Raw genomic sequence first — 20424 nt, forward strand, 5'->3', positions numbered from 1 at the left:
GGGGAGGCCGGCAAGGGGCATAGACGTTCGTTCGCTCACTCCATGATTTCCTGCGTTTCCTTCTCGCGCCGTTCGCGCGCTCGCGTTTCTGCGTCCTCCTTGCGCGCGCGCCTGGCCGGCCTGCCGCTGGCCCTGGTGCCGGCCTTCGGCGGCCTGCTGCTGGCCCAGCTGCCATCGGTCGCTTCGGCACAGCAACAGCCCGGCGTGCTCGGCGAGACGGTGGTCACGGCCAACCGCACCGCGCAGCCGCTGTCGGACCTGGTGGCCGATGTCTCGGTGATCGACCGCGAGACCATCGAGCGCAGCGGATCCACCGGCGTGGCCGACGTGCTCGCGCGCCAGGCCGGCATCCAGATCGTGCGCAACGGCGGCGTGGGCAACTCGACCAGCGTCTACATCCGCGGCGCCGAGACGCGCTTCACCGCCGTCTACATCGACGGCGTGCGCGTGGACTCGCAGGCCACCGGCGGCGCGGCCTGGGAAAGCATCCCGCTGGCGCAGATCGACCGCATCGAGGTGCTGCGCGGCCCGGCTGCCGCGGTCTACGGCTCCGACGCCATCGGCGGCGTGATCCAGCTGTTCACCAAGCGCGGCGAGGAGGGCGTGTCGCCCTCGATCGGCGTGGGCTTCGGCAGCCATGGCCTGTTCCGCACCGAGGCCGCGATCAGCGGCAAGGCCAACGTCTTCGACTATTCGTTCGGCGTGGCGCACGAGGAGAGCCGCGGCTTCAACATCCAGCCGCTCGAGAAGCGCACCTTGCCCAAGGACGGCTTCACCAGCCCCGACCGCGACGGCTACAACACCACCTCGGGCAATGTGCGCCTGGGCTGGCAGATCGCGCCCGGCCAGCGCCTCGAGGCCACCGCGCTGTCGAGCGACACGCAGGCGCGCTACGACGCGGCCAAGTCCGGCAGCAAGCCGCCGGCCTACTACCTCGACGACCAGAGCCGCAACCGGCTGCGCACCGGCGGCCTGACCTGGTCGGCGCAGTGGAACGAGGTCTACAGCACGCGGCTGCAGGTGACCGATTCGCAGTCGGTCTACAGCACCATGCCCTCGTACTACCGCACCGAGACCCGGCTGCGCGGCTACCTGTTCCAGAACGAGCTGCGCTTCGGCCCGCACCTGGTGACGGCCGCGCTCGAGCGCCGCGAGGACCGGCTCGAGAACGCGCCCACCAGCGCCACCGACAAGGGCCTGGCGCGCAAGCGTTCGCAGGATGCGGTCTCGCTCGGCTACGGCTTCGTGCAGGGCCCGCATTCGCTGCAGCTCAATGTGCGCCACGACGACGACAGCGAGTTCGGCGGCAAGACCACCGGCAGCGCCGCCTACGGCTTCGCGATCACGCCGAAGCTGCGCGTGACCGCCTCGGCCGGCACCGCCTTCCGCGCGCCCACGCTCTACCAGCGCTTCAGCGAATACGGCAAGCCCGACCTGCAGCCCGAGTCGAGCCGCAACGTCGAGCTCGGCCTCAAGTACACCGACGGCCCGACCAACGCGGGCATCGTGGTCTACCGCAACCAAGTGCGCAACCTGATCGTGTTCGACTCGACCGCCAAGGGCTGCGCCTCGTCCTTCGGCTGCTATGGCAGCACCGCGCGGGCGCGCTACGAGGGCGTGACGCTCTCGGCCGGCCACCGCATCGGCGACGTCACGCTGCGCGCCTCGCTCGACTTCCAGGACCCGCGCGACCTCGCCACCGACAAGCTGCTCGCGCGCCGCGCCAAGCGCTATGCCACGCTGGGCGCCGACTGGCGCCTCGGCGGCTGGACGCTGGGCGCCGAGGTGCAGACCTCGAGCCAGCGCTACGACGACGCGGCCAACACGCGCACGCTCGGCGGCTACACGCTGCTGAACCTCGTGGCCAGCACGAAGATCGTGCGCGACGTCGACCTGGTCGCGCGCATCGACAATGCGGGCGACAAGGACTACATGCTCGCGCGCGGCTACGTCACCGGTGGCCGCAACGCGTACGTCGGATTGAAGTGGACGCCCCAGTAAGCCAACACCTGCCTGATCGCGCGGCGCGCTGCGCCGCCGTGCTCGTGGCCGCGCCCGCCTCCGGGCAGGGCAAGACCACCGTGGCCGCCGCGCTCGCGCGGCTGCATGCGCGCCAGGGCCGGCGCGTGCGCGCCTTCAAGTGCGGGCCCGACTTCCTCGACCCGCACTGGCTGCGGCTCGCCACCGGCGCGCCCGTGCATTCGCTCGACCTGTGGATGACCGGCGAGGCCGACTGCCGCGCGCGGCTGCATGCGGCCGCGGCCGAGTCGGACCTGCTGATCGTCGAGGGCGTGATGGGCCTGTTCGACGGCACGCCGAGCGCGGCCGACCTGGCGCAGCGCTTCGGCCTGCCGGTGCTGGCCGTGATCGACGCCCATGCGATGGCCGGCACCTTCGGTGCGCTGACGCATGGGCTGCAGAGCTTCAGGCCCGGCCTGCCCTGGGCCGGCGTGCTGGCCAACCGCGTGGCCAGCGAGCGCCATGCCGACATGCTGCGCGGCGCCTTGCGCGAACCCGCGGACTGGCTCGGCGCCTTGCCGCGCGACGCGGGCTTCTCGCTGCCCGAGCGCCACCTGGGCCTGGTGGCGGCGCACGAACTCGGCGACGCGGCCGAGCGGCTCGACCGCGTGGCCGATGCGCTGGCCGGCACGCCGCTGGGGGCGCTGCAGCTGCCGCAGGTGCGCTTCGAGCCACCTTCCACCGTTGAGGTCGCCCCGATCGCGCCGCTGCTCGCGGGCCGCACCATCGCCATCGCGCGCGATGCGGCCTTCTCGTTCATCTACCCGGCCAACCTCGACACGCTGAATGCGCTCGGCGCCAGGCTGGTCTTCTTCTCGCCGCTGGCCGGCGAGGCGCTGCCCGACTGCGATGCGCTGTGGCTGCCCGGCGGCTATCCCGAGCTGCATGCCGCCACGCTCGCGCGGCGTTCGGACCTGCGCGCCGCGCTCGCCGCCCATGCGGCGGCGGGCCGGCCGATCTGGGCCGAATGCGGCGGGATGATGGCGCTGTTCGACGAGATCGCGGTGCCCGGGGATGGCGACGACGCGGCGGTGCATGCGCTCTGGGGCCTGCTGCCCGGTCGCGTCACACTGCAGAAGCGGCTCGCCGGCCTCGGCCCGCAGGCCCTCGCGCTGGGCGCGCACACGCTGCGCGGCCATACCTTCCACTACTCGCGCTGCGAGACGCCGCTGGTGCCGGCCGCCCATTCGCGCCGCCCGCAAGGCACGGCCGGCGGCGAGGCGCTCTACGTGCACGGCTGCGTGCGCGCGAGCTACTTCCACGCCTGGTTCGCCTCCAGTCCTGAAGCCACCGCGCGGCTGTTCGATGCCGCGCCGCTCGAAACCGGGGCACCGGCTGCCCAGGAGCATCGCGTTGACGCCTGAACACGAATTCATCCTCGGCGGCCAGAAGAGCGGCAAGTCGCGTCGCGCCGAGCAGCGCGCGGCCGACTGGCTCGCGGCCGCGCCGAAGCAGCGCCGCGCGGTGCTGATCGCCACCGCGCAGGCCTACGACGACGAGATGCGCGAGCGCATCGTGCGCCACCAGGCCGACCGCGCCGAGCGCGTGCCCAGCTTGCGCACCATCGAGGAACCGGTCGAGCTGGCGCGCGCCATCGTGACCCAGAGCACGCCCGAATCGCTGGTGCTGGTCGACTGCCTCACGATGTGGCTCACGAACTTGCTGATGCCGTTGCGCGGCGAGGGCGCGCGGCCGGTCTCGCGCACGCCGACCGCGCACATCAACCTGCTGCTGGGCGCGCTGCGCGATGCGCGCGGTCCCGTGGTGCTGGTGGGCAACGAAATCGGCCTGGGCGTGATCCCGCTGGGCCGCGAGACGCGCGCCTTCGTCGATGCGCTGGGCCGTCTCAACCAGGACGTGGCCGGTGTCTGCCACCGCGTCACCTTGATGGCCGCGGGCCTGCCGCTGACCCTGAAGGAGCCGGGCCGATGAAAGGCTTTCTCGCCGCCGCGCTGGCGGCACTGGCACTCGCCACGGGCCTGTGGTCGCCGCCCGCGAGCGCGCTCGAGGTGGTCGACGAGCGCGGCGTGAGCGTCGAGCTGCCGCAGCCGCCGCAGCGCATCGTGACCTTGCTGCCCTCGCTGACCGAATCGGTCTGCGCGCTCGGCGCCTGCGCGCGGCTGGTCGGCGTCGACCGCTATTCGAATTCGCCGGCCCCGGTGCGCGGCCTGCCGCAACTCGGTGGCGGCATCGACCCCAACGTCGAGGCCGTGGTGGCGCTCAAGCCCGACGTGGTGCTGCTCGCCAAGTCCTCGCGCGTGACCGAGCGGCTCGAGGCGCTGGGCCTCAAGGTGCTGGTGCTCGAACCCAAGAACCATGCCGACGTGCGCCGCGTGCTCGGCAAGCTCGACCAGGTGCTCGGCACCCACGAGGCGCCGGCGGTCTGGCGCGCCATCGATGCCGCGGTGTCGGCCGCGGCGCAGTCGCTGCCGGCCGCGGCGCGCGGCGTGCGCGTGTACTTCGAGGTCAACAGCGGGCCGTACGCAGCCGGCGAGTCCTCCTTCATCGGCGAGACGCTGACGCGGCTGGGCGCCAGGAACATCGTGCCGGCGGCGCTCGGTCCCTTTCCCAAGCTCAACCCCGAATACGTGGTGCGCGCCAATCCCGACCTGATCATGGTCAGCGTGCGCAGCGCGCAGGGCCTCGAGCAGCGCCCGGGCTGGAGCACCATGCGCGCGGTGCGCGAAGGGCGCATCTGCCGCTTCACGGCCGAGCAGTCCGACGTGCTGGTGCGCCCCGGTCCGCGCATGGACGAGGCGGCGCGGCTGATGGCGCAATGCCTGGGCGACAAGGCAGACAAGGGAGGCGCGCGCTGATGTCCGCGGGCCACCTGCGCCGCGTGGTGCTGCTCGGCCTCGCGCTGCTGGTGCTCGGCGCCGCCTTGCTGCTGCTCGGCCTGGGCATCGGCAGCACCGGCTTCGAGAGCTTCCTGTCGGCGCGCCACGACCCGGTCGCGCTGCAGATCGTCTGGGACATCCGGCTGCCGCGCACCCTCGGCGCCTGGCTCGCGGGCGCGCTGCTCGGGCTGGCCGGCGCGGTGGCGCAGGGGCTGTTCCGCAATCCGCTGGCCGATCCCTTCCTGCTCGGCAGCGCCTCGGGCGCCTCGCTGGGCGTGGCGCTGGCGCTGCTGTTCTTCGGCGGCTCGGCCGCCAGCGCGCAGTGGGTGGTGCGGCTGGGCCTCACGGGCGCGGCTTTCCTCGGCTCGATGGCGGCCGTGATGCTCACGCTGCTGCTCGCGCGCGGCGTGCAACAGACCCTGCGGTTGCTGCTCGCGGGCGTGATCGTGGGCGTGGTGCTGGGCGCGATGAAGGACCTGATCACCATCGCCTCGGCCGACATCCTGCAGGCGATCCAGGGCTTCACGCTCGGCAACACCGGCCTGGTCGGCTGGAGCGCCTGCGCCGTGATGGCGCTGGCCTGCGCGCTGTGCCTGCTGCTGGCCTGGGCGCTGGCGCCGGTGCTCGACGGCCTGGCGCTGGGCGAGGCCACCGCGCGCAGCCTGGGCCTGCCGCTGGGCGCGATGCGCGCCGCGCTGGTGGTGGTGCTGGCGCTGGCCACCGGCGCCGCGGTGGCGCAGACCGGCCTGATCGCCTTCGTCGGCCTGGCCGCGCCGCACCTGGTGCGCTCGGTGGTCAAGACCACGCATGCGCGGCTGATCGTGCTGTCGGCCGCGATGGGCGGGCTGCTGCTGATGGCGGCCGACCTGCTGGCGCGCTGGCTGATCGCGCCGCAGGAGCTGCCCGTGGGCGTGCTCACTGCGGTGCTGGGCGGCAGCTACCTGCTGTGGCTGATGCACCGGCGCACCGCGAGGGGCACGGCCTCATGACGGCCGTCACCGCACAGGCGCTCGAGGTGCGCGGCGTGAGCGCGGCGCTCGGCGGCACCGAGGTGCTGCACGGCATCGACCTCGCGATCGGCGCCGCGCGCTGGACCAGCATCGTCGGCCCCAACGGTGCCGGCAAGTCGACCCTGCTCAAGGTGCTGGCGGGCCTGCTCGCGCACCGCGGCGAGCTGCGGCTGTTCGGCGAGCCCGCGGCGAAGCTGCCGGCGCGCCAGCGCGCGCGCCGCCTCTCGTGGCTGGGCCAGGGCGTGGCGGGCGAGGGCGCGGCCGACGACCTGCTGGTCTACGACGTCGCGATGCTCGGGCGCCTGCCGCACCAGCGCTGGCTGGCCGCGCCCGACGCCGCCGACCGCGCCGCCGTGGAGCGCGCGCTGCGCGCCACCCAGGCCTGGGACTGGCGCGAGCGGCCGCTGGGCCAGCTCTCGGGCGGCGAGCGCCAGCGCGTGCTGCTGGCGCGCGCGCTCGCGGTCGAGGCCGAGCTGCTGCTGATGGACGAGCCGCTCGCCAACCTCGACCCGCCGCACCAGGCCGACTGGATGCAGACCGTGCGCGCGCTGGTCGCCGCGGGCCGCACCGTGGTCAGCGTGCTGCACGAACTGCCCATGGCCCTGGCCGCCGACGAACTCGTGGTGATGGACCAGGGCCGCGTGGTGCACCACGGCGGCAGCAGCGATCCCGCAACGCATGCGGCGCTCGAGCAGGTGTTCGATCACCGGATTCGCGTGCATCGCGTGGCCGAGCAGTGGATTGCGTTGCCGCGCTGAATTCGCTTTCGACAGCCTTGAAAGAGACCCACCCATGCAGATAGAAACCCCACCCAGCGAGAAGCCCTACGAGAAGCCCGAAGGCGAACGCCGCGGCATCGTCATCGTCAACACCGGCGACGGCAAGGGCAAGAGCACCGCGGCCTTCGGGCTGGCGCTGCGCGCGCATGGCCGCGGCAAGGCCGTGAAGATCTACCAGTTCATGAAGGTGCCGAGCGCGCGCTTCGGCGAGCACCGCATGTTCGAGCAGATCGGCATCCCGATCGAGGGCCTGGGCGACGGCTTCAGCTGGAAGAGCCAGGACCTCGAGCGCTCGGGGCAGCTGGCGCGCGACGGCTGGGAGAAGGCCAAGGCCGCGATCCTCTCGGGCGAGTACTTCCTCGTGGTGCTCGACGAGATCACCTACCCGCTGATCTACGGCTGGCTGCCGCTCGAGGGCGTGCTCGAGACCCTGCGCGCGCGGCCCAAACATGTGCACGTGGCGCTCACGGGCCGCCGCTGCCCGCCCGAACTCATCGAGCTCGCCGACACCGTGACCGAGATGACGCTGGTCAAGCATGCGTTCAAGGCCGGCATCCCGGCGCAGCGCGGCATCGAGGATTGAGCCGGATGAGCCAGGCGTTCGCGGCCGAGGAGGCGAGGGCGGTCTACCGCGCCATCCACGAGCGGCGCGACATGCGGCATTTCGCGGGCGGCGAGGTCGCGCCCGCGCTGCTGCGCCGGCTGCTCGAGGCGGCCCACCATGCGCCCAGCGTCGGCTTCATGCAGCCCTGGCGCTTCATCCGCATCCGCGACGCGGCCCAGCGCACGCGCCTTCATGCGGCGGTCGAGCGCGAACGCGTGCTGACGGCGCGCGCGCTCGGCGAGCGCGAGGACGCCTTCATGCGGCTCAAGGTCGAGGGCCTGCTCGACGCGGCCGAGCTGCTCGCGGTGACGCTGGCCGACGGCCGCGAGCACCATGTGTTCGGCCGCCGCACCCTGCCGCAGATGGACCTGGCCTCGGCCGCCTGCGCGATCCAGAACCTCTGGCTGGCCGCGCGCGCCGAGGGGCTGGGCATGGGCTGGGTCTCGCTGTTCGATCCGGCCGAGGTGGCGGCGCTGCTGGGCCTGCCGGCCGGCGCCGAGACTATCGCGCTGCTGTGCCTCGGGCCGGTGCATGGCTTCTACGAGGAGCCGATGCTGCAGCGCGAGCGCTGGGCACGGCGCGCGCCGCTGTCGTCGCTGGTGTTCGACGAGGCCTGGGGCCGGCCCTCGGACCTGTTCGATCCCGATCCTTCCTCTTCGCCTGACCTGGAGTCCGCCTGATGCTGGCCTTCGATACCGTCCTGTTCGAGCTCGCGCGCCTGTTCCTCTGGCCGGTGACGCTGGGCGTGCTGCTGTCCTTCGTCTATGCCGTGTGGTGCCTCGGTGCCTTCGGCGTCGAATACCTGCAGCGGCGGCGCGACCCGTCGCGCGCGCTGGTGCTGGCGCGGCATGCGCAGGCCAGCCAGGAGCAGATGGAGCTGGCCGTGCTCAAGGAGCTCGAGGGCGTGCGGCTGTGCAGCCGCGTGGCGCCGATGCTGGGCCTGATCGCCACCATGATCCCGATGGGCCCCGCATTGGTGGCCGTGGCCTCGGGCGAATCGCAGGGCGTGGCGCAGAGCCTCGCGCCGGCCTTTGCGAGCGTGATCGTCGCGCTGGCCTCGGCGTCGATCGCCTTCGTGGTCTACACCGTGCGTCGGCGCTGGCTGATGCGCGAGCTGGTGATGCTGCTCGACGCGCGGGACCGGCTCTCATGAGCAAGCGGCAGTTCTCGATTCTCAGCAGCCTGGACGGCGACGACGACGATCCGGTGCTCTCGACCATCAACCTGATCGACGTCTTCATGGTCGTGATCGGCATGCTGATGATCGCGGTCATCAACAACCCGATGAACCCCTTCGCGCAGGACAAGGTCACGGTGATCCGCAACGAAGGCCAGCCGAACATGGAGATCGTGACGCGCGAGGGCCGCAAGATCACGCGTTTCAAGGCCAGCGGCGCGACCGGCGAGGGCGACGGCGAGCGCGCGGGCACGGCCTGGCGCCTCAAGGACGGGACCATGGTCTACGTGCCGGCCGACGCGGTGCCGGTGCAGGGCGGCAAGTGAGCCTGCCGGGGCGCTGGGTCGCGCTGTGGCTGCTGGCGTGGCTGGCGGCGCTGCCGGCCTGGGCGCAGCAGCCGTCCACCGGCCCGGTCGTTGTGCTCGCGACTTCGCTGGTGTCGCCCGCGCGCGTCGCTCGGCTGCAGGCTGCGGCGCAGCAGGCCGGGCTGCCGCTGCAGGTGCTGTCGGCCACGCGGGACTCGCCCGAGGCCCTGTCGGCCGCGCTCGAGGGCGCGCGGCTGCTGGTGATCGATGCGCCGCACCTGAGCGTGGCGCAGGCCGCCGCGGCGCGCTTCGGCGACGCGATCGCGCGCAGCGCGGCGCCCTATGTGCTGGTCGGCGAGTTCGCGCTGGTCGCCCGAGGCCAGCTCACGGCCGCGCCGCCGCTCGCGGCCGAGCGTGGCGTCGACGCGGCCTGGGCGCAGCGGCTGCGTGCCTACTGGCGCTTCGCGGGCGGCGCGAACCTCTCGGCCTCGATGCAGGCGCTCGCCAAGGTCGGCGTGTCCGATGGGCTGCCCGAACCCGTGGCGACACCGCTCGCGGGCTTCTATCACCCGGGGTGGCCGCGCATCGAAACAGGCGTTGAGGCGGTCGAACAGTTGCCCGGCGCGAACGGCACGGTGGCGATCGCGGTCAATGCCGCCACCGTGACCGGCGAGGACACGGCCTGGCTCGACACGCTGATCGCCGCGCTCGCGCAGCGCGGCCTGCGCGCCTATGCCTTCTACGGTCCGCGCCAGCAGAAGGACCTCTACACGCGCATGACCCAGGCCGAGGGCGGCCGCCGCGTGGCCGACCTGATCGTGAATGCCGCGCTGGTCTTCACGCCCAACGAACGCAAGGCCGAGCTCGAGCGCATCGGCGTGCCGGTGCTGCAGACCCTGCCGTCGCTTGCGATGGATGCGGCGCAATGGGCGCAAAGCAAGGACGGCCTGGCGCAGTCCGACATCGCCGCCTACTACAGCCCGAGCGAACTGGCCGGCATGACCGACCCGATGCTCGTGAGCGCGCGCGATGCTGCGAGCGGCAGCCTGCAGCCGCTGCCCGCGCAGATCGAGGCGGTCGCCGACAAGGCCGCGGCGCTGCTGCGGCTGCAGCGCACCAGCGCGGACCAGCGCCGGGTCGCGATGCTGGTCTACAACTATCCGCCAGGCGAGGCCAACTTCGGCGCCTCCTTCCTCAACGTGCCGCGCAGCGTGAGCCGCATGATCGCGGCCATGCAGGCGGCCGACTACCGCACCGAGGCGCCCGCGCCCGAGGCGCTGATCGCGCAGGTGCAGGCCACGCTCAAGGCGTCCTACCCGGCACCGGGAACCGACGAACTGCAGCCGCTGCTCGCGCAGGGCCTGGCCGACACGCTGCCGCTCGCGCGCTACCTCGCATGGTTCCGCGCGCTGCCCGTCGAAACCCAGCAGCGCATCGAGGCCTACTGGGGCGCGCCCGAAAGCTCGACCCAGCTGCGCACGGTGGACGGCGCGCCGGCCTTCGTGATCCCGCGCGTGCGCTTCGGCAACGTGGTGGTGCTGCGCCAGCCGCCGCGCTTCGAACCCGGCACGAGGGTGATGGACAAGGCGCAGCAGGTCTACCACCGCTCGGCGGTGCCGCTGGGCCATGCCTACCTCGCCACCTACCTCTGGCTGCGCACGCAGTTCGGCGCCTCGGCCGTGGTGCACGTGGGCACGCACGGCACGGTCGAATGGTCGGCCGGCAAGGAGCGCGGGCTGTCGGTGCAGGACGATCCGCTGCTGGTGCTCGGCGACCTGCCCAACGTCTATCCCTACGTGATGGACAACCTCGGCGAGGCCACCACCGCCAAGCGCCGCGGCCGCGCGACCATGGTCAGCCATTCGACGCCGATGTTCTCGCCGGCCGGCCTGCGCCCGGGCCTCGCGCAGATGCACGAGCGCATGCACGACTGGGAGACGCTCGCGCCCGGCCCGGTCAAGGCCGCGCTCGAACGGCAGCTGCTGGCCGACTTCGTGGCCCGGCACTACGACCGCGACCTGGCCTGGACACCCGCGCGCATCCGCGCCGACTTCGCGGGCTTCGTGGCGGTGCTGCATCCCTACCTCGACGAACTCGCGCAGACCGCGCAGCCGCTGGGCCTCGCGACCTTCGGCGAGGCGCCCGATGCCCGGCGCCGGCGCGCCACGTTGCTGCAGATCGTCGGCAAGCCGCTGGCGACCGCGCTCGGCGAGGACCTCGACGAGACCTTCCTGCGCGAGCCGGCCGACATGGCCGACTCACCGCTGGGGCGCTGGGTGGCGCGGGTGCTCGACGATGCGGCCTTCGACGGCGCGGTCGCCGTGCCCGCGCAGGCCGAGACCCTGCGCGCGCTGGCCACGCGCGTGCGCCAGCTCGACACGGTGCTCGCGCACAACGAGGAGATCGAGGGCCTGCTGACGGCCCTCGACGGCCGCTATCTGCGCGCGAGCTATGGCGGCGATCCGGTGCGCAATCCCGACAGCCTGCCGACCGGGCGCAACCTCTACGGCTTCGATCCCAGCCGCGTGCCCACGCGCGCGGCCTGGGACACCGGCGTAGCCGCCATGGACGCCTGGATCGCCGCCTATGCGCAATCCCACGGCGGCAAGGCGCCCGAGAAGATCGCGTTCACGCTCTGGGCCGGCGAGGCCTCGCGCCACCAGGGGGTGCTCGAGAGTCAGGCCTTCCACGCGATGGGCGTGCGGCCGCGCTGGGACGAGGCGGGGCGCATGAACGGCATCGAGGTGCTGCCGGCCGCGGCCTTGAAGCGGTCGCGCATCGACGTGCTGGTCAGCGTGACGGGCTCCTACCGCGACCAGTTCCCGCACGTGATGCGCTGGCTCGACGAGGCGGTGCGGCAGGTGGCGGCGCTGCGCGAGCCCGCGGGCGCCAACGCGGTCGCGCGCCACAGCGAGGCCCTGGCGCGGCGGCTGCGTTCCGAGGGCGCGTCGGAGGCAGAGGCCGCGCGCTGGTCGACCGCGCGCGTGTTCTCGAACGAGCAGGGCAGCTACGGCGCCGGGCTCGAGGAGGCCGCGCTCGCGAGTGAGCTCTGGCGCTCGCAACGCCGCGGCGGCGGCGACGCGCAGATGGCGGGCCTGTTCATCGACCGCATGGGCCATGCCTATGGCCAGGGCCTCGAGGGCGCCGCGCGGCCCGGCGCCTTCGCGGGCAATCTCGCGCAGGTCGACGCGGCCCTGATGGCACGCAGCTCCAACCTCTATGGCGTGCTGACCAACGACGATCCCTTCCAGTACCTCGGCGGCATCGCGCAGGCGGTGCGCCATCTCACGGGCAAGGATCCGGCGCTCTATGTGCAGAACCTGCGCGACACCGGCGCGGTGCGCACCGACACCGCCGCCGGCGCGATCGCGCGCGAGATGCAGACGCGCTACCTGCACCCGCAATGGATCGCGGCGCAGCAGGCCGAGGGCTACAGCGGCGCGCTGCAGGTGCTGAAGACCGCGCAGTTCCTCTGGGGCTGGCAGGTGACCGCGCCGGCCACGGTACGGCCCGACCAGTGGCAGTCGCTGCACGAAACCTATGTGCGCGACCGCGAGCGGCTCGGCACCCGCGCCTGGCTCGAGGGCGCGAACCGCGCGGCCTACGCGCAGACGCTCGAGCGCATGCTCGATGCGGTGCGCCTGAACTACTGGTCGCCCGATGCCGCGACGCGGCGCGAGCTCGCGCAGGCCTATGCGCAGGCGGCGCAGGCCAGCGGGCTGCGCGAGCGCAACGTGGCGGTGGAGCGCTTCGCGCGCGCGGCGATGAGCGCGCCGCCGAAGCCGGTCGTGGTGCCGGTGGAAGTGCAGGGCGCCCCGGCCATGCCGGCCGAGTCGCCGGCACCGAGTGAAAGCAAACAAGGCAACGAGGCCGCGACCCAACCCGTGCGCGGGCTGCGGCTCGAGCCGCAGCCCGAGACCGTGCCCGCGCCGCGCAGCGCCTCGGTGGTGCGCACGCTCTGGGCGCTGTTCGGCATGGCGGTGCTGCTGGCGCTCGGCGCGCTGACCCAGTGGCATCGGCATCGCCGGCCACGGCCGGCCCACTGATTCGGGACAATCGCGCCATGCCGGCCATCGATTTCACCGCTCCCGTGCTGGCCATGCTGGTCGCGCTGTGGATTGCGCTCGCGGTCGACCTCTGGCTCGGCGAGCCGCCCGCGCGCTGGCACCCGGTGGTGTGGATCGGGCGCTACCTGGGCTGGGCCGGCGCGCGCATCGCGCCGCCGTTCGGCGCGGCTTCCGGTAATGCAGGGCACGCCTTCGTGCTCGGCGCCATCGCCTGGTGCGCGGGCGCGCTGGCCGTGCTCGCGGTCGCCGTGGCGCTGCAGGCCGCGATGCAGAACGCGCTGCCGGCCTGGGCTTTCGCGCTGCTGCTGGGGCTGCTGCTCAAGCCGCTGTTCGCCTGGCGCATGCTGCGCGACGAGGTGCTCGCGGTCGAGGCCGCGCTCGGCGAATCGCTGGAAGCGGGGCGGGCGCGGCTCGCGCGTCTCGTGAGCCGCGATGTCTCGCAGCTCGGCGAGCGCGAGGTGCGCGAGAGCGCGATCGAATCGCTGGCCGAGAACCTCAACGATTCGCTGGTGGCGCCGGTGTTCTGGTTCCTGCTGTTGGGCCTGCCGGGCGCGGCGCTCTACCGCTTCGCCAACACGGCCGATGCGATGTGGGGCTACCGCGGCGAGCGCGGCGGCCGCGACTGGACCTGGGCCGGCAAATGGGCCGCGCGCGCCGACGACCTGCTGTCGTGGCTGCCCGCGCGGCTCACGGTGCTGCTGCTCGCGCTGGCGGCCGGGCGCTGGCCGCGCGGCCTCGCGCGCGAGGCGCGCCGCACGCCATCGCCCAACAGCGGCTGGCCGATGGCCGCGATGGCGCTGCTGCTCGGCGTGCGGCTGGCCAAGCCCGCGGTCTATGCGCTCAACGCCGAGGGCCGGGCCGCAATGCCCGCCGACACCGCGCGTGCCGCCCGCTTCGGGCAGCGCGCCGTGCTGCTGCTGGCGCTGGCCGCCTGGCTGCCGGTCGTCCTCCTGTTCATGGCGGCGCGATGAGCGAACTCGACTTCACCCCGACCCACGGCGGCCCCGATGCGCTCGGCGCGCCCGCGCACGATTTCTCGACCAATGCCAATGCCTGCGGCCCGTGTCCCGAGGCGCTGGCGCGGGTGCGCGCGGCCGACGCGACGCGCTATCCCGATCCGGCCTACACGGCCCTGCGCGCGCGGCTCGCGGCGCTGCATGGCGTGGAGCCCTGGCGCATCGTGATCGCGGCCGGCGCGAGCGAGTTCATCCGGCGCATCACCGCCTGGGTGGCGCATGAGGACCGCGGCGCGCACGGCGAGGTCGTGCTGCCGGCCACCTCCTATGGCGACTACGCGGCCGCCGCGCGCGCCTGGGGCCTGCAGGTGGTGCGTGCGCCGCACGCGGCGCGCCGGCCGCGGCTCGCGTGGTGCTGCGATCCGTCGGCGCCGCAGGGGCAGGCGCAGCCCGGCCTGGCCGCATCGATCGCCGCGCTGCCCGAGGACGTGCCCTGCGTGCTCGACCGCGCCTATGAACCGTTGCGGCTCGAAGGCGAACTCGGGCTGGCGCCCGCGCGGCTCGACCGGCTCTGGCAGATGTGGTCGCCCAACAAGGCGCTGGGCATGACGGGCGTGCGCGCGGCCTACGCGATCGCGCCGGCGGATGGTCAGGAGGCGGTGGGCGGGCTGCTGCGCCTGGGTTCATCGTGGCCCGTGGGCGCGCATGGCGTGGCGATGCTGTCGGCCTGGGCCGAACCCGCGGTGCAAGCCTGGGTGCGCGACAGCCTGGCCACGCTGCGCGAATGGAAGGCCGCGCAGCTCGCGCTGTGCGCGCGCATGGGCTGGCAGACCACGCCCAGCGTGGCGAACTACCACCTCGTGCAACCGATGGCGATCGACTTCGCGGGCCTGCTGGCCGGCTTGCGCGCCGAGGGCATCAAGCTGCGCGACTGCGCGTCCTTCGGCCTGCCGGGCCAGGTGCGCATGGGCGTGCTGCCGCCCGCGAGCCAGGCCGCGCTGCACTCCGCATGGCAGCGCCTGGCGGGTGCAAACTAGCCGACAAGAACGACCACGAGGACCTTGCCATGCTCTATGCCATCACCACGCTCTTTCTCTGCCAGCTCGCCGGCGAACTGCTGGTGCAGTGGCTGAGCCTGCCGGTGCCCGGTCCGCTGCTCGGCATGCTGTTCCTGTTCGCCGGCCTGCTGTGGCGCGGCGGCGTGCCCGAGAGCCTGGGCGAGACCTCGGGCCATCTGCTGCGCAACCTGATGCTGCTGTTCATCCCGGCCGTGACCGGCGTGATGCTGCATTTCGAACGCGTGGGCCGCGAGTGGCTGCCGTTCCTGGCCGCGGGCATCCTGGGCGCGGCCTTCACCATGACGGTCACCGCGCTCACCCTGCGCTGGATGATCCGCATCACCGGCAAGGACGCCCAATGAGCACGCCCGCGAAGCTGTCCGAGATCTGGGTCTTCCTGGCCCAGTCGCCGCTGCTGTGGCTCGCGCTCACGCTACTGGCCTACCTGGGCGCGCTGTGGCTGCACCGGCGCAGCGGCGCCAACCCGGTGGTCAATCCGGTGCTGGTGTCGGTGATCGTGATCGTCGCCGTGTTGCTGGCGACGCGCACGCCCTACGACACCTACTTCGAAGGCGCGAAGTTCGTGCACTTCCTGATCGGGCCGGCGACGGTGGCGCTCGCGGTGCCGCTCTACAGCCAGGTGGCGCGGCTGCGCCGGCTCTGGCTGCCGATCGGCGTGGCGCTGCTCGCGGGCTCGGTGGCGGCCATCGTGTCGGCCGTGGGCATCGCCTGGGCGCTCGGCGGTTCGCACGAGCTGCTGATGTCGCTGGCGCCGAAGTCGGCCACCATGCCGATCGCGATGGGCGTGTCGGAAAAGATCGGCGGCCTGCCGTCGCTGTCGGCGGTCGCGGCCGCCATCACCGGCATCGCGGGCGCGATCATGGCCACGGGCCTGTTGAACCTGCTGCGCATCAAGGAGCCCGCGGTGCGCGGCTTCGCGGTCGGCATCACGGCGCATGGCATCGGCACCGCGCGCGCGATCCAGGTCAACGAGACCGCGGGCGCGTTCTCGGCGCTCGCGATGGGGCTCAACGGCATCGCGACCGCCTTGCTGGTGCCGCTGGTGGTGCGCTGGCTGGGGGCCTGAGGCGCGGCCTTCAGTCCGCCGGCCGCTCCTGCAGCACCAGCGAGATCTCGACCGCGCCGCCGCCCGGCAGCGAGGCCACGCCGACCGTGGTGCGCGCGGGCAGCGGCTGGTCGGGGAACACCTGGCGCAGCAGCTCGCTCGCGGCATTCATCACCCGCACATGCTGCGTGAAGCCGGGCCCGGTCTGCAGGTAGCCGGTGAGGGCGACGATCTTCTGCACGCGGTCGAGGCCGCCGAGCTCGGTGCGCGCGGCGCGCAGCAGCGCGATGGCGGCGGCGACCGCGGCCCGTTCGCCGAGCGCGATGCCCGCGTCGCTGTCGTCGATAGTGCCGGCGATCACCACGCCGTTCTCGCGGCCGACCACACCGCTCGAATGCAGCAGATCGCCGGCGCGCGCGAAGCTCGCATAGCGGCCCGCGGGGCGCGCGGCGGGCGAGGCATCGTGGCCCGCCTGGGCGGCGAGTGTCTCCAGGCGCCGGTCGGCATCAGTCATGCGGCACCTTGTCCATCGCCTGCGCGTCGCCGCGCAGCCAGCAGCCTTCGGCGGCATCGGCCTGCGCGGGCAGCCGCACCTGGATCGCAGAGGGCGAGCCCATCGCCTCGCCCTGGCGCACCGTGACCAGCGTGCCGTCCGCACCGACCAGCGACATCTCGCGCAGGCCCCAGGCCAGCGCGGCGGCGGCGATGCCGGTGGCCGCGTCCTCGGGATAGCCGGAGGAGCGCGGGAACTGGCGCGCGCTGACCTCGGTGCCCCGCGCATCGGCGTTCGATGCGAAGGGATAGAGCCCGGTCGAGCCGAGCCGGTCGCACAGCGCCTCGACGCGCGCGAAGTCGGGCCGCAGGCCGTGCAGCAGTTCGGGGCTCTCGAGCCGCACCAGCGTCTTCACGCGGCTGGTGGCGGCGTTGAGCACCGGCGACACGATCTGCACGAGGTCGATGCCCAGGCACTGCGCGATCTCGCGCACCAGGGCCGCGTCGACCGCGGCGATGCTGGCGCTGGGCTGGCTGATCTCGACCGCGCCGTCGACGAAGCGGCCATGCACCGTGCCGCTGAGCGTCTGCACCGCGATCGGCTCGCCGCTCCAGCGGCCGCGCTCGTGCAGCAGCCACAGCGCGCCGAGCGTGGCATGGCCGCACATCTCCATCTCGTGGCGCGGCACGAAGTAGCGCATGCGCAGGCGGTGCCGGGCGGCATCGTCGGGCGCGAGCACGAACACCGACTCGTGCCCGCTCTCGCGGGTGCGGGCCTGCATGTCCTCGGTGGACATGGCATCGGCATCGAGCCAGACCGGGGCCGGGTTGCCGCCGGCGCGGGTGCCGGGGCGGGCGAAGACGCGTACGAGCTGCATCGCCATGATTCAGTCCGCCTTCGCGTTGACGGAGCGCGCGATGCCGCCCCACAGCGCGATGTCGGCGCGCACGCGCTGGCCGAACTGCTCGGGCGACCAGCTCGCGGGCGAGACGCCCTTGGCCATCATGTCGGCGCGCAGGTTGCGGTCCTGCAGCGCCTTGTCGAGCGCCGAGCGCAGCCGCTCCACCACCGGCCTGGGCGTGGCCGCGGGCGCCATCAGCCCGTACCAGAGCTCGGGCTTGAAGTCCTTGATGCCCGCGGCCTCGAAGCTGGGCAGCTCGGGGAACACCGCAGAGGGCTGGCTGATCGCGAGCGCGCGCATGCGGCCCGCGCGCACCTGGGGCGCGAGCGCGGTGGGGTTGTCGAACAGCGCCTGGATCTGGCCGGCCATCAGGTCGGTCTGCGCGGGCGCCGCGCCGCGGTAGGGAATGTGGGTCATCTCGATGCCGGTGCGCTGCTTGAACAGCTCGCCCGCGAGGTGGCTCGCGGTGCCGTTGCCGATGCTGCCGTAGTTGAGCGTGCCGGGCCTGGCCTTGGCATCGCGGATAAAGTCGGCGAGGTTCTTCGCGGGCAGGGTGGGCGCCACCACCAGCACGAAGGGCGTGGTGCCCAGCGTGCCCACGGGCGCGAGGTCGGCCAGCGGGTCGTAGGGCAGCTTGGGGTAGACGGCCTGTGCCGAGGCGATGGTCGTGGTGGTTGCGGCCACCAGCGTGTAGCCGTCGGGCGCGGCCTTGGACGCGTAGCCCGTGCCCACCGTGCCGCCGGCGCCCGCGCGGTTGTCGATGATCACCGGCACGCCGAGCTCGGCCTGCAGCCTGACCTGCACCGCGCGGAAGATCACGTCGGTGCCGCCGCCGGCCGGGAAGGGCACGACGATGGTGATCGGCTTGGCGGGATAGGTGTCGGCGGCGGCCGCGGCACCGCAGGCGGCGGCGAGCAGGGCGGCGGCGGCCATCAGGGCGAGGCGCCGTGGCGGGCGGAGGCTGGCGGTCATGGAGGTCCTTGGCGGAACGGGTGGAGGGGAGGCCCTAGTCTTCCTGCCGATCGATCCGCGCGTGCCTCCGCTCGCGACGCCCGCGCGCACGAATGCGACATCGGCCGCGCGATTGACCACACAATCGGCCCCATGCCGTCCCCAGCCGCCCCATCCGGACCGCGGATCTCCGCGTTCGCCCACCGCCTCGCCCACAAGGCGACGCCGGTGGCGAGCACGCTCGACGGCTACGCCACCACGCCGCATGCGCACGATTGCGACATGCTGTTCGTGCCGCTGGCGGGCCGTTTCGACGTGATCGATCCGCGCGGCGACGCGCTGCAGTCCTCGCCCGGCCATTTCCTCTGGTTCGCGGCCGGCGCCGCCCATGCCACCAGCGCGATGACCCTGCGCCAGACGCACCTCGCGGTCTATGTCGATTCGGAGTTCTGGGACACGGCGCTGCGCGCGCACGGCATCGCGAAGCCGGCGCAGGGCCTGCGCGCGGGCAGCGGCGCGCTGAACCTGCTGTCGCACCGGCTGCTCGAGATGGCCGGCGCGCCGGCATCGCCCGAGCCTTCGATGGCGCACGTGGCCCACTGCGGCGCGCTGGTGATGGAGGCGGCGCGGCTCATGGCCAACCCGCTGGTGCATCCCGACGGCCGCGGCACGCCCGGCGCGGTGATCGCCGCGCTGCTGGCCAGCGACATCGAGGCCGAGCTCGCGGCGCCGCTGCCGCTCGAGGCCTTCGCGGCGCGGCACCGGCTCTCGCGCCGGCAGGTCGAGCGGCTGTTCCGCGCGGCCTACGGGCTGTCGCCGCTCGAGTTCCAGCAGCAGCGGCGCCTCGAGCGCGCGCGCCACCTGCTGCAGAGCACCGACGAATCGGTGCTGTCGGTGGCGCAGCAGGTCGGCTGGGCCTCGGGGGCCTATCTCACGCGCATGCTCGGCAAGGCCTGGGCGACGACGGCCGGCGAGCTGCGCGCGCGGCGGCCGCCGGCCTAGAAGAAGCAGTCGAGGGTCGGAAAGCGGTCCGTGCCCTCGATGCAATCCCACAGGTAGATCGCGAAGCCGGGGTCGCCGGTCCACAGCGAATAGCGCAGGTGGCCGTGTTCCGCCAGTTCGGCCTCGGTCTGCGCGATGCCGTGCATGGCGAAGGCGCGCGCCCGGTCCAGCCAGGCGGCGTCGCCGAAGCGGCGGTGCAGCTTGAGGAAGGCATAGCCGTTGCCGCCGGTGCCGTGGCACAGGTTCGCGCCCTTGTTCAGCGGGCCGGCCTGCCAGGTGGTCTCGCCGGCGGCGAGCAGCAGCTCGTCGAGCGCGTCGCCCGGAAAATCCGCGAGGCAGATCACGAAGCCCGGCGCGCCATGGCACATCTGCACGAGTTTCGGCCGCGAGGCATCGGGCAGCGGGAACAGGCGTGGGCGCCAGTTCGCCTGCGCGCCCTCGCGGTCGGCGGTGCGCCGCACGGTGTTGGCGATGCAGTCGCGCCCGGCGTTCCATTCGGCATCGTCGAGCAGGTGGCGGCCATGGATCAGCGGCACCGCGGTGGCGACGAAGCCGTGCACCGCGTCGATGTAGGTCGAGCGCTGGCCGTAGAGCCGCTGGGTCCAGAAGTGGCAGCCGAAGTCCTCGGACCATTCGAGCTGCGACCACAACAGCCGCGCGGTATCGCGGTAGATCTCGGCCCAGCGCTGCTCGCCGGTGCGCTCGTGCATGAACAGCGCCGCGAGCATGGTGCCGGGCGTGCCCCACATCAGCTCGAGGGTTTCGTCGCCGAGGTGGCCGCCGCACAGCCGCGCGAGCTCATCGGCGATGGCAGCGGAGGGCTGGAGCCGGTGCTCGAGCAGCCGGATGCCGGTATCGCCCATCAGGTAGGCCGCGAAGCCGGCGTCGGCGGGACGACCCATGGCCGCGCGGTTGGCGGCGATCAGGCCCGGCACGACCGGCGCGTAGTCGCGCGTCAGCCGCGCGGCGCCGCGGTCCCGCAGATGCTGCAGTGCCCAGATCACGCCGCTGGCGCCCCAGTACAGCAGGTACAGCGGGGCGGGGTCCGGCGCGTCGTCCGGATGCATGGGCCACAGCCCCTCGGGCGTGAAGCGCGCCTCGGTGTCGCGCACGATGCGCTCGATGGCCTCGCGCGCGCGGCCCTCGTCCCAGGCGTCGGCCCGCAGGGGCTCGTGGCGCTCGGGCGAGAACAGCATGGC

The 20424-nt window shown here is 73.2% G+C and carries 20 protein-coding genes; 16 read left to right on the forward strand and 4 right to left on the reverse strand.

The features are described 5' to 3' along the window. Nucleotides 1-42 precede the first annotated feature (42 nt). Genes AC07PU_RS13055 through AC07PU_RS13125 form a run of 15 tightly spaced genes read left to right on the forward strand, consistent with a single transcriptional unit; the run spans nt 43 to nt 15899 of the window. On the forward strand, nt 43-2001 hold the full coding sequence (locus AC07PU_RS13055; protein ID WP_495317950.1) for a TonB-dependent receptor domain-containing protein: 1959 nt from the start codon (nt 43-45) through the stop codon (nt 1999-2001). Continuing rightward, on the forward strand, nt 1986-3383 hold the full coding sequence (locus tag AC07PU_RS13060; RefSeq protein ID WP_495317952.1) for a cobyrinic acid a,c-diamide synthase CobB: 1398 nt from the start codon (nt 1986-1988) through the stop codon (nt 3381-3383). Before AC07PU_RS13055 ends, AC07PU_RS13060 begins: the two co-directional genes overlap by 16 nt. Further along, nucleotides 3325-3951, forward strand: coding sequence for a bifunctional adenosylcobinamide kinase/adenosylcobinamide-phosphate guanylyltransferase (locus AC07PU_RS13065; RefSeq protein ID WP_093342349.1), 627 nt, complete (start codon nt 3325-3327; stop codon nt 3949-3951). Before AC07PU_RS13060 ends, AC07PU_RS13065 begins: the two co-directional genes overlap by 59 nt. Further along, nucleotides 3948-4835, forward strand: coding sequence for an ABC transporter substrate-binding protein (locus tag AC07PU_RS13070; RefSeq protein ID WP_495317954.1), 888 nt, complete (start codon nt 3948-3950; stop codon nt 4833-4835). The genes AC07PU_RS13065 and AC07PU_RS13070 overlap by 4 nt, the downstream gene beginning before the upstream one ends. After that, nucleotides 4835-5845, forward strand: a complete 1011-nt coding sequence (locus tag AC07PU_RS13075; RefSeq protein ID WP_495317956.1) for a FecCD family ABC transporter permease — start codon at nt 4835-4837, stop codon at nt 5843-5845. Before AC07PU_RS13070 ends, AC07PU_RS13075 begins: the two co-directional genes overlap by 1 nt. Further along, complete coding sequence (locus tag AC07PU_RS13080; RefSeq protein WP_495317958.1) at nt 5842-6624, forward strand: ABC transporter ATP-binding protein; 783 nt, start codon at nt 5842-5844, stop codon at nt 6622-6624. Before AC07PU_RS13075 ends, AC07PU_RS13080 begins: the two co-directional genes overlap by 4 nt. Before the next feature lie 34 nt (nt 6625-6658). Continuing rightward, nucleotides 6659-7228, forward strand: a complete 570-nt coding sequence (gene cobO / locus AC07PU_RS13085; protein WP_296742543.1) for a cob(I)yrinic acid a,c-diamide adenosyltransferase — start codon at nt 6659-6661, stop codon at nt 7226-7228. 5 nt (nt 7229-7233) lie between these two features. Then, nucleotides 7234-7929, forward strand: coding sequence for a 5,6-dimethylbenzimidazole synthase (gene bluB, locus AC07PU_RS13090; RefSeq protein ID WP_495317961.1), 696 nt, complete (start codon nt 7234-7236; stop codon nt 7927-7929). After that, on the forward strand, nt 7929-8402 hold the full coding sequence (locus AC07PU_RS13095) for a MotA/TolQ/ExbB proton channel family protein (RefSeq protein ID WP_093342339.1): 474 nt from the start codon (nt 7929-7931) through the stop codon (nt 8400-8402). The genes bluB and AC07PU_RS13095 overlap by 1 nt, the downstream gene beginning before the upstream one ends. After that, a complete protein-coding gene (locus AC07PU_RS13100) occupies nt 8399-8752 on the forward strand; it encodes a DUF2149 domain-containing protein (RefSeq protein WP_093342337.1) in 354 nt (117 codons plus the stop codon). Before AC07PU_RS13095 ends, AC07PU_RS13100 begins: the two co-directional genes overlap by 4 nt. Further along, complete coding sequence (gene cobN, locus AC07PU_RS13105) at nt 8749-12777, forward strand: cobaltochelatase subunit CobN (RefSeq protein ID WP_495317963.1); 4029 nt, start codon at nt 8749-8751, stop codon at nt 12775-12777. The genes AC07PU_RS13100 and cobN overlap by 4 nt, the downstream gene beginning before the upstream one ends. Nucleotides 12778-12794: 17 nt before the next feature. After that, a complete protein-coding gene (cbiB, locus tag AC07PU_RS13110; RefSeq protein WP_495317965.1) occupies nt 12795-13769 on the forward strand; it encodes an adenosylcobinamide-phosphate synthase CbiB in 975 nt (324 codons plus the stop codon). Further along, complete coding sequence (locus AC07PU_RS13115; protein WP_495317967.1) at nt 13766-14791, forward strand: aminotransferase class I/II-fold pyridoxal phosphate-dependent enzyme; 1026 nt, start codon at nt 13766-13768, stop codon at nt 14789-14791. The genes cbiB and AC07PU_RS13115 overlap by 4 nt, the downstream gene beginning before the upstream one ends. A gap of 29 nt (nt 14792-14820) precedes the next feature. Then, entirely contained in the window at nt 14821-15174 is a 354-nt protein-coding gene (locus tag AC07PU_RS13120) for a CidA/LrgA family protein (RefSeq protein WP_057591611.1), read from the forward strand. Further along, a complete protein-coding gene (locus tag AC07PU_RS13125; protein WP_495317970.1) occupies nt 15171-15899 on the forward strand; it encodes an LrgB family protein in 729 nt (242 codons plus the stop codon). Before AC07PU_RS13120 ends, AC07PU_RS13125 begins: the two co-directional genes overlap by 4 nt. 10 nt (nt 15900-15909) lie before the next feature. Here AC07PU_RS13125 and AC07PU_RS13130 read toward each other — a convergent pair whose 3' ends face one another. Genes AC07PU_RS13130 through AC07PU_RS13140 form a run of 3 tightly spaced genes read right to left on the reverse strand, consistent with a single transcriptional unit; the run spans nt 15910 to nt 18244 of the window. Further along, a complete protein-coding gene (locus tag AC07PU_RS13130; RefSeq protein ID WP_495317971.1) occupies nt 15910-16392 on the reverse strand; it encodes a RidA family protein in 483 nt (160 codons plus the stop codon). After that, entirely contained in the window at nt 16385-17254 is an 870-nt protein-coding gene (locus AC07PU_RS13135; RefSeq protein WP_495317973.1) for a PhzF family phenazine biosynthesis protein, read from the reverse strand. The genes AC07PU_RS13130 and AC07PU_RS13135 overlap by 8 nt, the downstream gene beginning before the upstream one ends. A gap of 3 nt (nt 17255-17257) precedes the next feature. Continuing rightward, nucleotides 17258-18244 (reverse strand): Bug family tripartite tricarboxylate transporter substrate binding protein, encoded by a 987-nt coding sequence (locus AC07PU_RS13140; protein ID WP_495317975.1) that lies wholly within the window; start codon nt 18242-18244, stop codon nt 17258-17260. Between the two features lie 132 nt (nt 18245-18376). Between AC07PU_RS13140 and AC07PU_RS13145 the strand changes: the two genes are divergently transcribed. Continuing rightward, nucleotides 18377-19225, forward strand: coding sequence for a helix-turn-helix domain-containing protein (locus tag AC07PU_RS13145; RefSeq protein ID WP_495317977.1), 849 nt, complete (start codon nt 18377-18379; stop codon nt 19223-19225). On the opposite strand, the gene AC07PU_RS13150 is transcribed toward AC07PU_RS13145, so the two are convergent. Then, entirely contained in the window at nt 19222-20421 is a 1200-nt protein-coding gene (locus AC07PU_RS13150; RefSeq protein ID WP_495317979.1) for a lanthionine synthetase C family protein, read from the reverse strand. The genes AC07PU_RS13145 and AC07PU_RS13150 overlap by 4 nt on opposite strands. Between the last annotated feature and the right edge of the window lie 3 nt (nt 20422-20424).

The organism is Variovorax sp. GW821-FHT10D07 (genome assembly GCF_059415325.1).

Coding starts and splice junctions, on each gene's coding strand:
- AC07PU_RS13055 (WP_495317950.1), top strand. CDS start 43: ATGATTTCCTGCGTTTCCTTCTCGCGCCGTTCGCGCGCTCGCGTTTCT.
- AC07PU_RS13065 (WP_093342349.1), top strand. CDS start 3,325: ATGCCGCGCCGCTCGAAACCGGGGCACCGGCTGCCCAGGAGCATCGCG.
- AC07PU_RS13070 (WP_495317954.1), top strand. CDS start 3,948: ATGAAAGGCTTTCTCGCCGCCGCGCTGGCGGCACTGGCACTCGCCACG.
- AC07PU_RS13075 (WP_495317956.1), top strand. CDS start 4,835: ATGTCCGCGGGCCACCTGCGCCGCGTGGTGCTGCTCGGCCTCGCGCTG.
- AC07PU_RS13080 (WP_495317958.1), top strand. CDS start 5,842: ATGACGGCCGTCACCGCACAGGCGCTCGAGGTGCGCGGCGTGAGCGCG.
- cobO (WP_296742543.1), top strand. CDS start 6,659: ATGCAGATAGAAACCCCACCCAGCGAGAAGCCCTACGAGAAGCCCGAA.
- bluB (WP_495317961.1), top strand. CDS start 7,234: ATGAGCCAGGCGTTCGCGGCCGAGGAGGCGAGGGCGGTCTACCGCGCC.
- AC07PU_RS13095 (WP_093342339.1), top strand. CDS start 7,929: ATGCTGGCCTTCGATACCGTCCTGTTCGAGCTCGCGCGCCTGTTCCTC.
- AC07PU_RS13100 (WP_093342337.1), top strand. CDS start 8,399: ATGAGCAAGCGGCAGTTCTCGATTCTCAGCAGCCTGGACGGCGACGAC.
- cbiB (WP_495317965.1), top strand. CDS start 12,795: ATGCCGGCCATCGATTTCACCGCTCCCGTGCTGGCCATGCTGGTCGCG.
- AC07PU_RS13115 (WP_495317967.1), top strand. CDS start 13,766: ATGAGCGAACTCGACTTCACCCCGACCCACGGCGGCCCCGATGCGCTC.
- AC07PU_RS13120 (WP_057591611.1), top strand. CDS start 14,821: ATGCTCTATGCCATCACCACGCTCTTTCTCTGCCAGCTCGCCGGCGAA.
- AC07PU_RS13125 (WP_495317970.1), top strand. CDS start 15,171: ATGAGCACGCCCGCGAAGCTGTCCGAGATCTGGGTCTTCCTGGCCCAG.
- AC07PU_RS13130 (WP_495317971.1), bottom strand. CDS start 16,392: ATGACTGATGCCGACCGGCGCCTGGAGACACTCGCCGCCCAGGCGGGC.
- AC07PU_RS13135 (WP_495317973.1), bottom strand. CDS start 17,254: ATGGCGATGCAGCTCGTACGCGTCTTCGCCCGCCCCGGCACCCGCGCC.
- AC07PU_RS13140 (WP_495317975.1), bottom strand. CDS start 18,244: ATGACCGCCAGCCTCCGCCCGCCACGGCGCCTCGCCCTGATGGCCGCC.
- AC07PU_RS13145 (WP_495317977.1), top strand. CDS start 18,377: ATGCCGTCCCCAGCCGCCCCATCCGGACCGCGGATCTCCGCGTTCGCC.
- AC07PU_RS13150 (WP_495317979.1), bottom strand. CDS start 20,421: ATGCTGTTCTCGCCCGAGCGCCACGAGCCCCTGCGGGCCGACGCCTGG.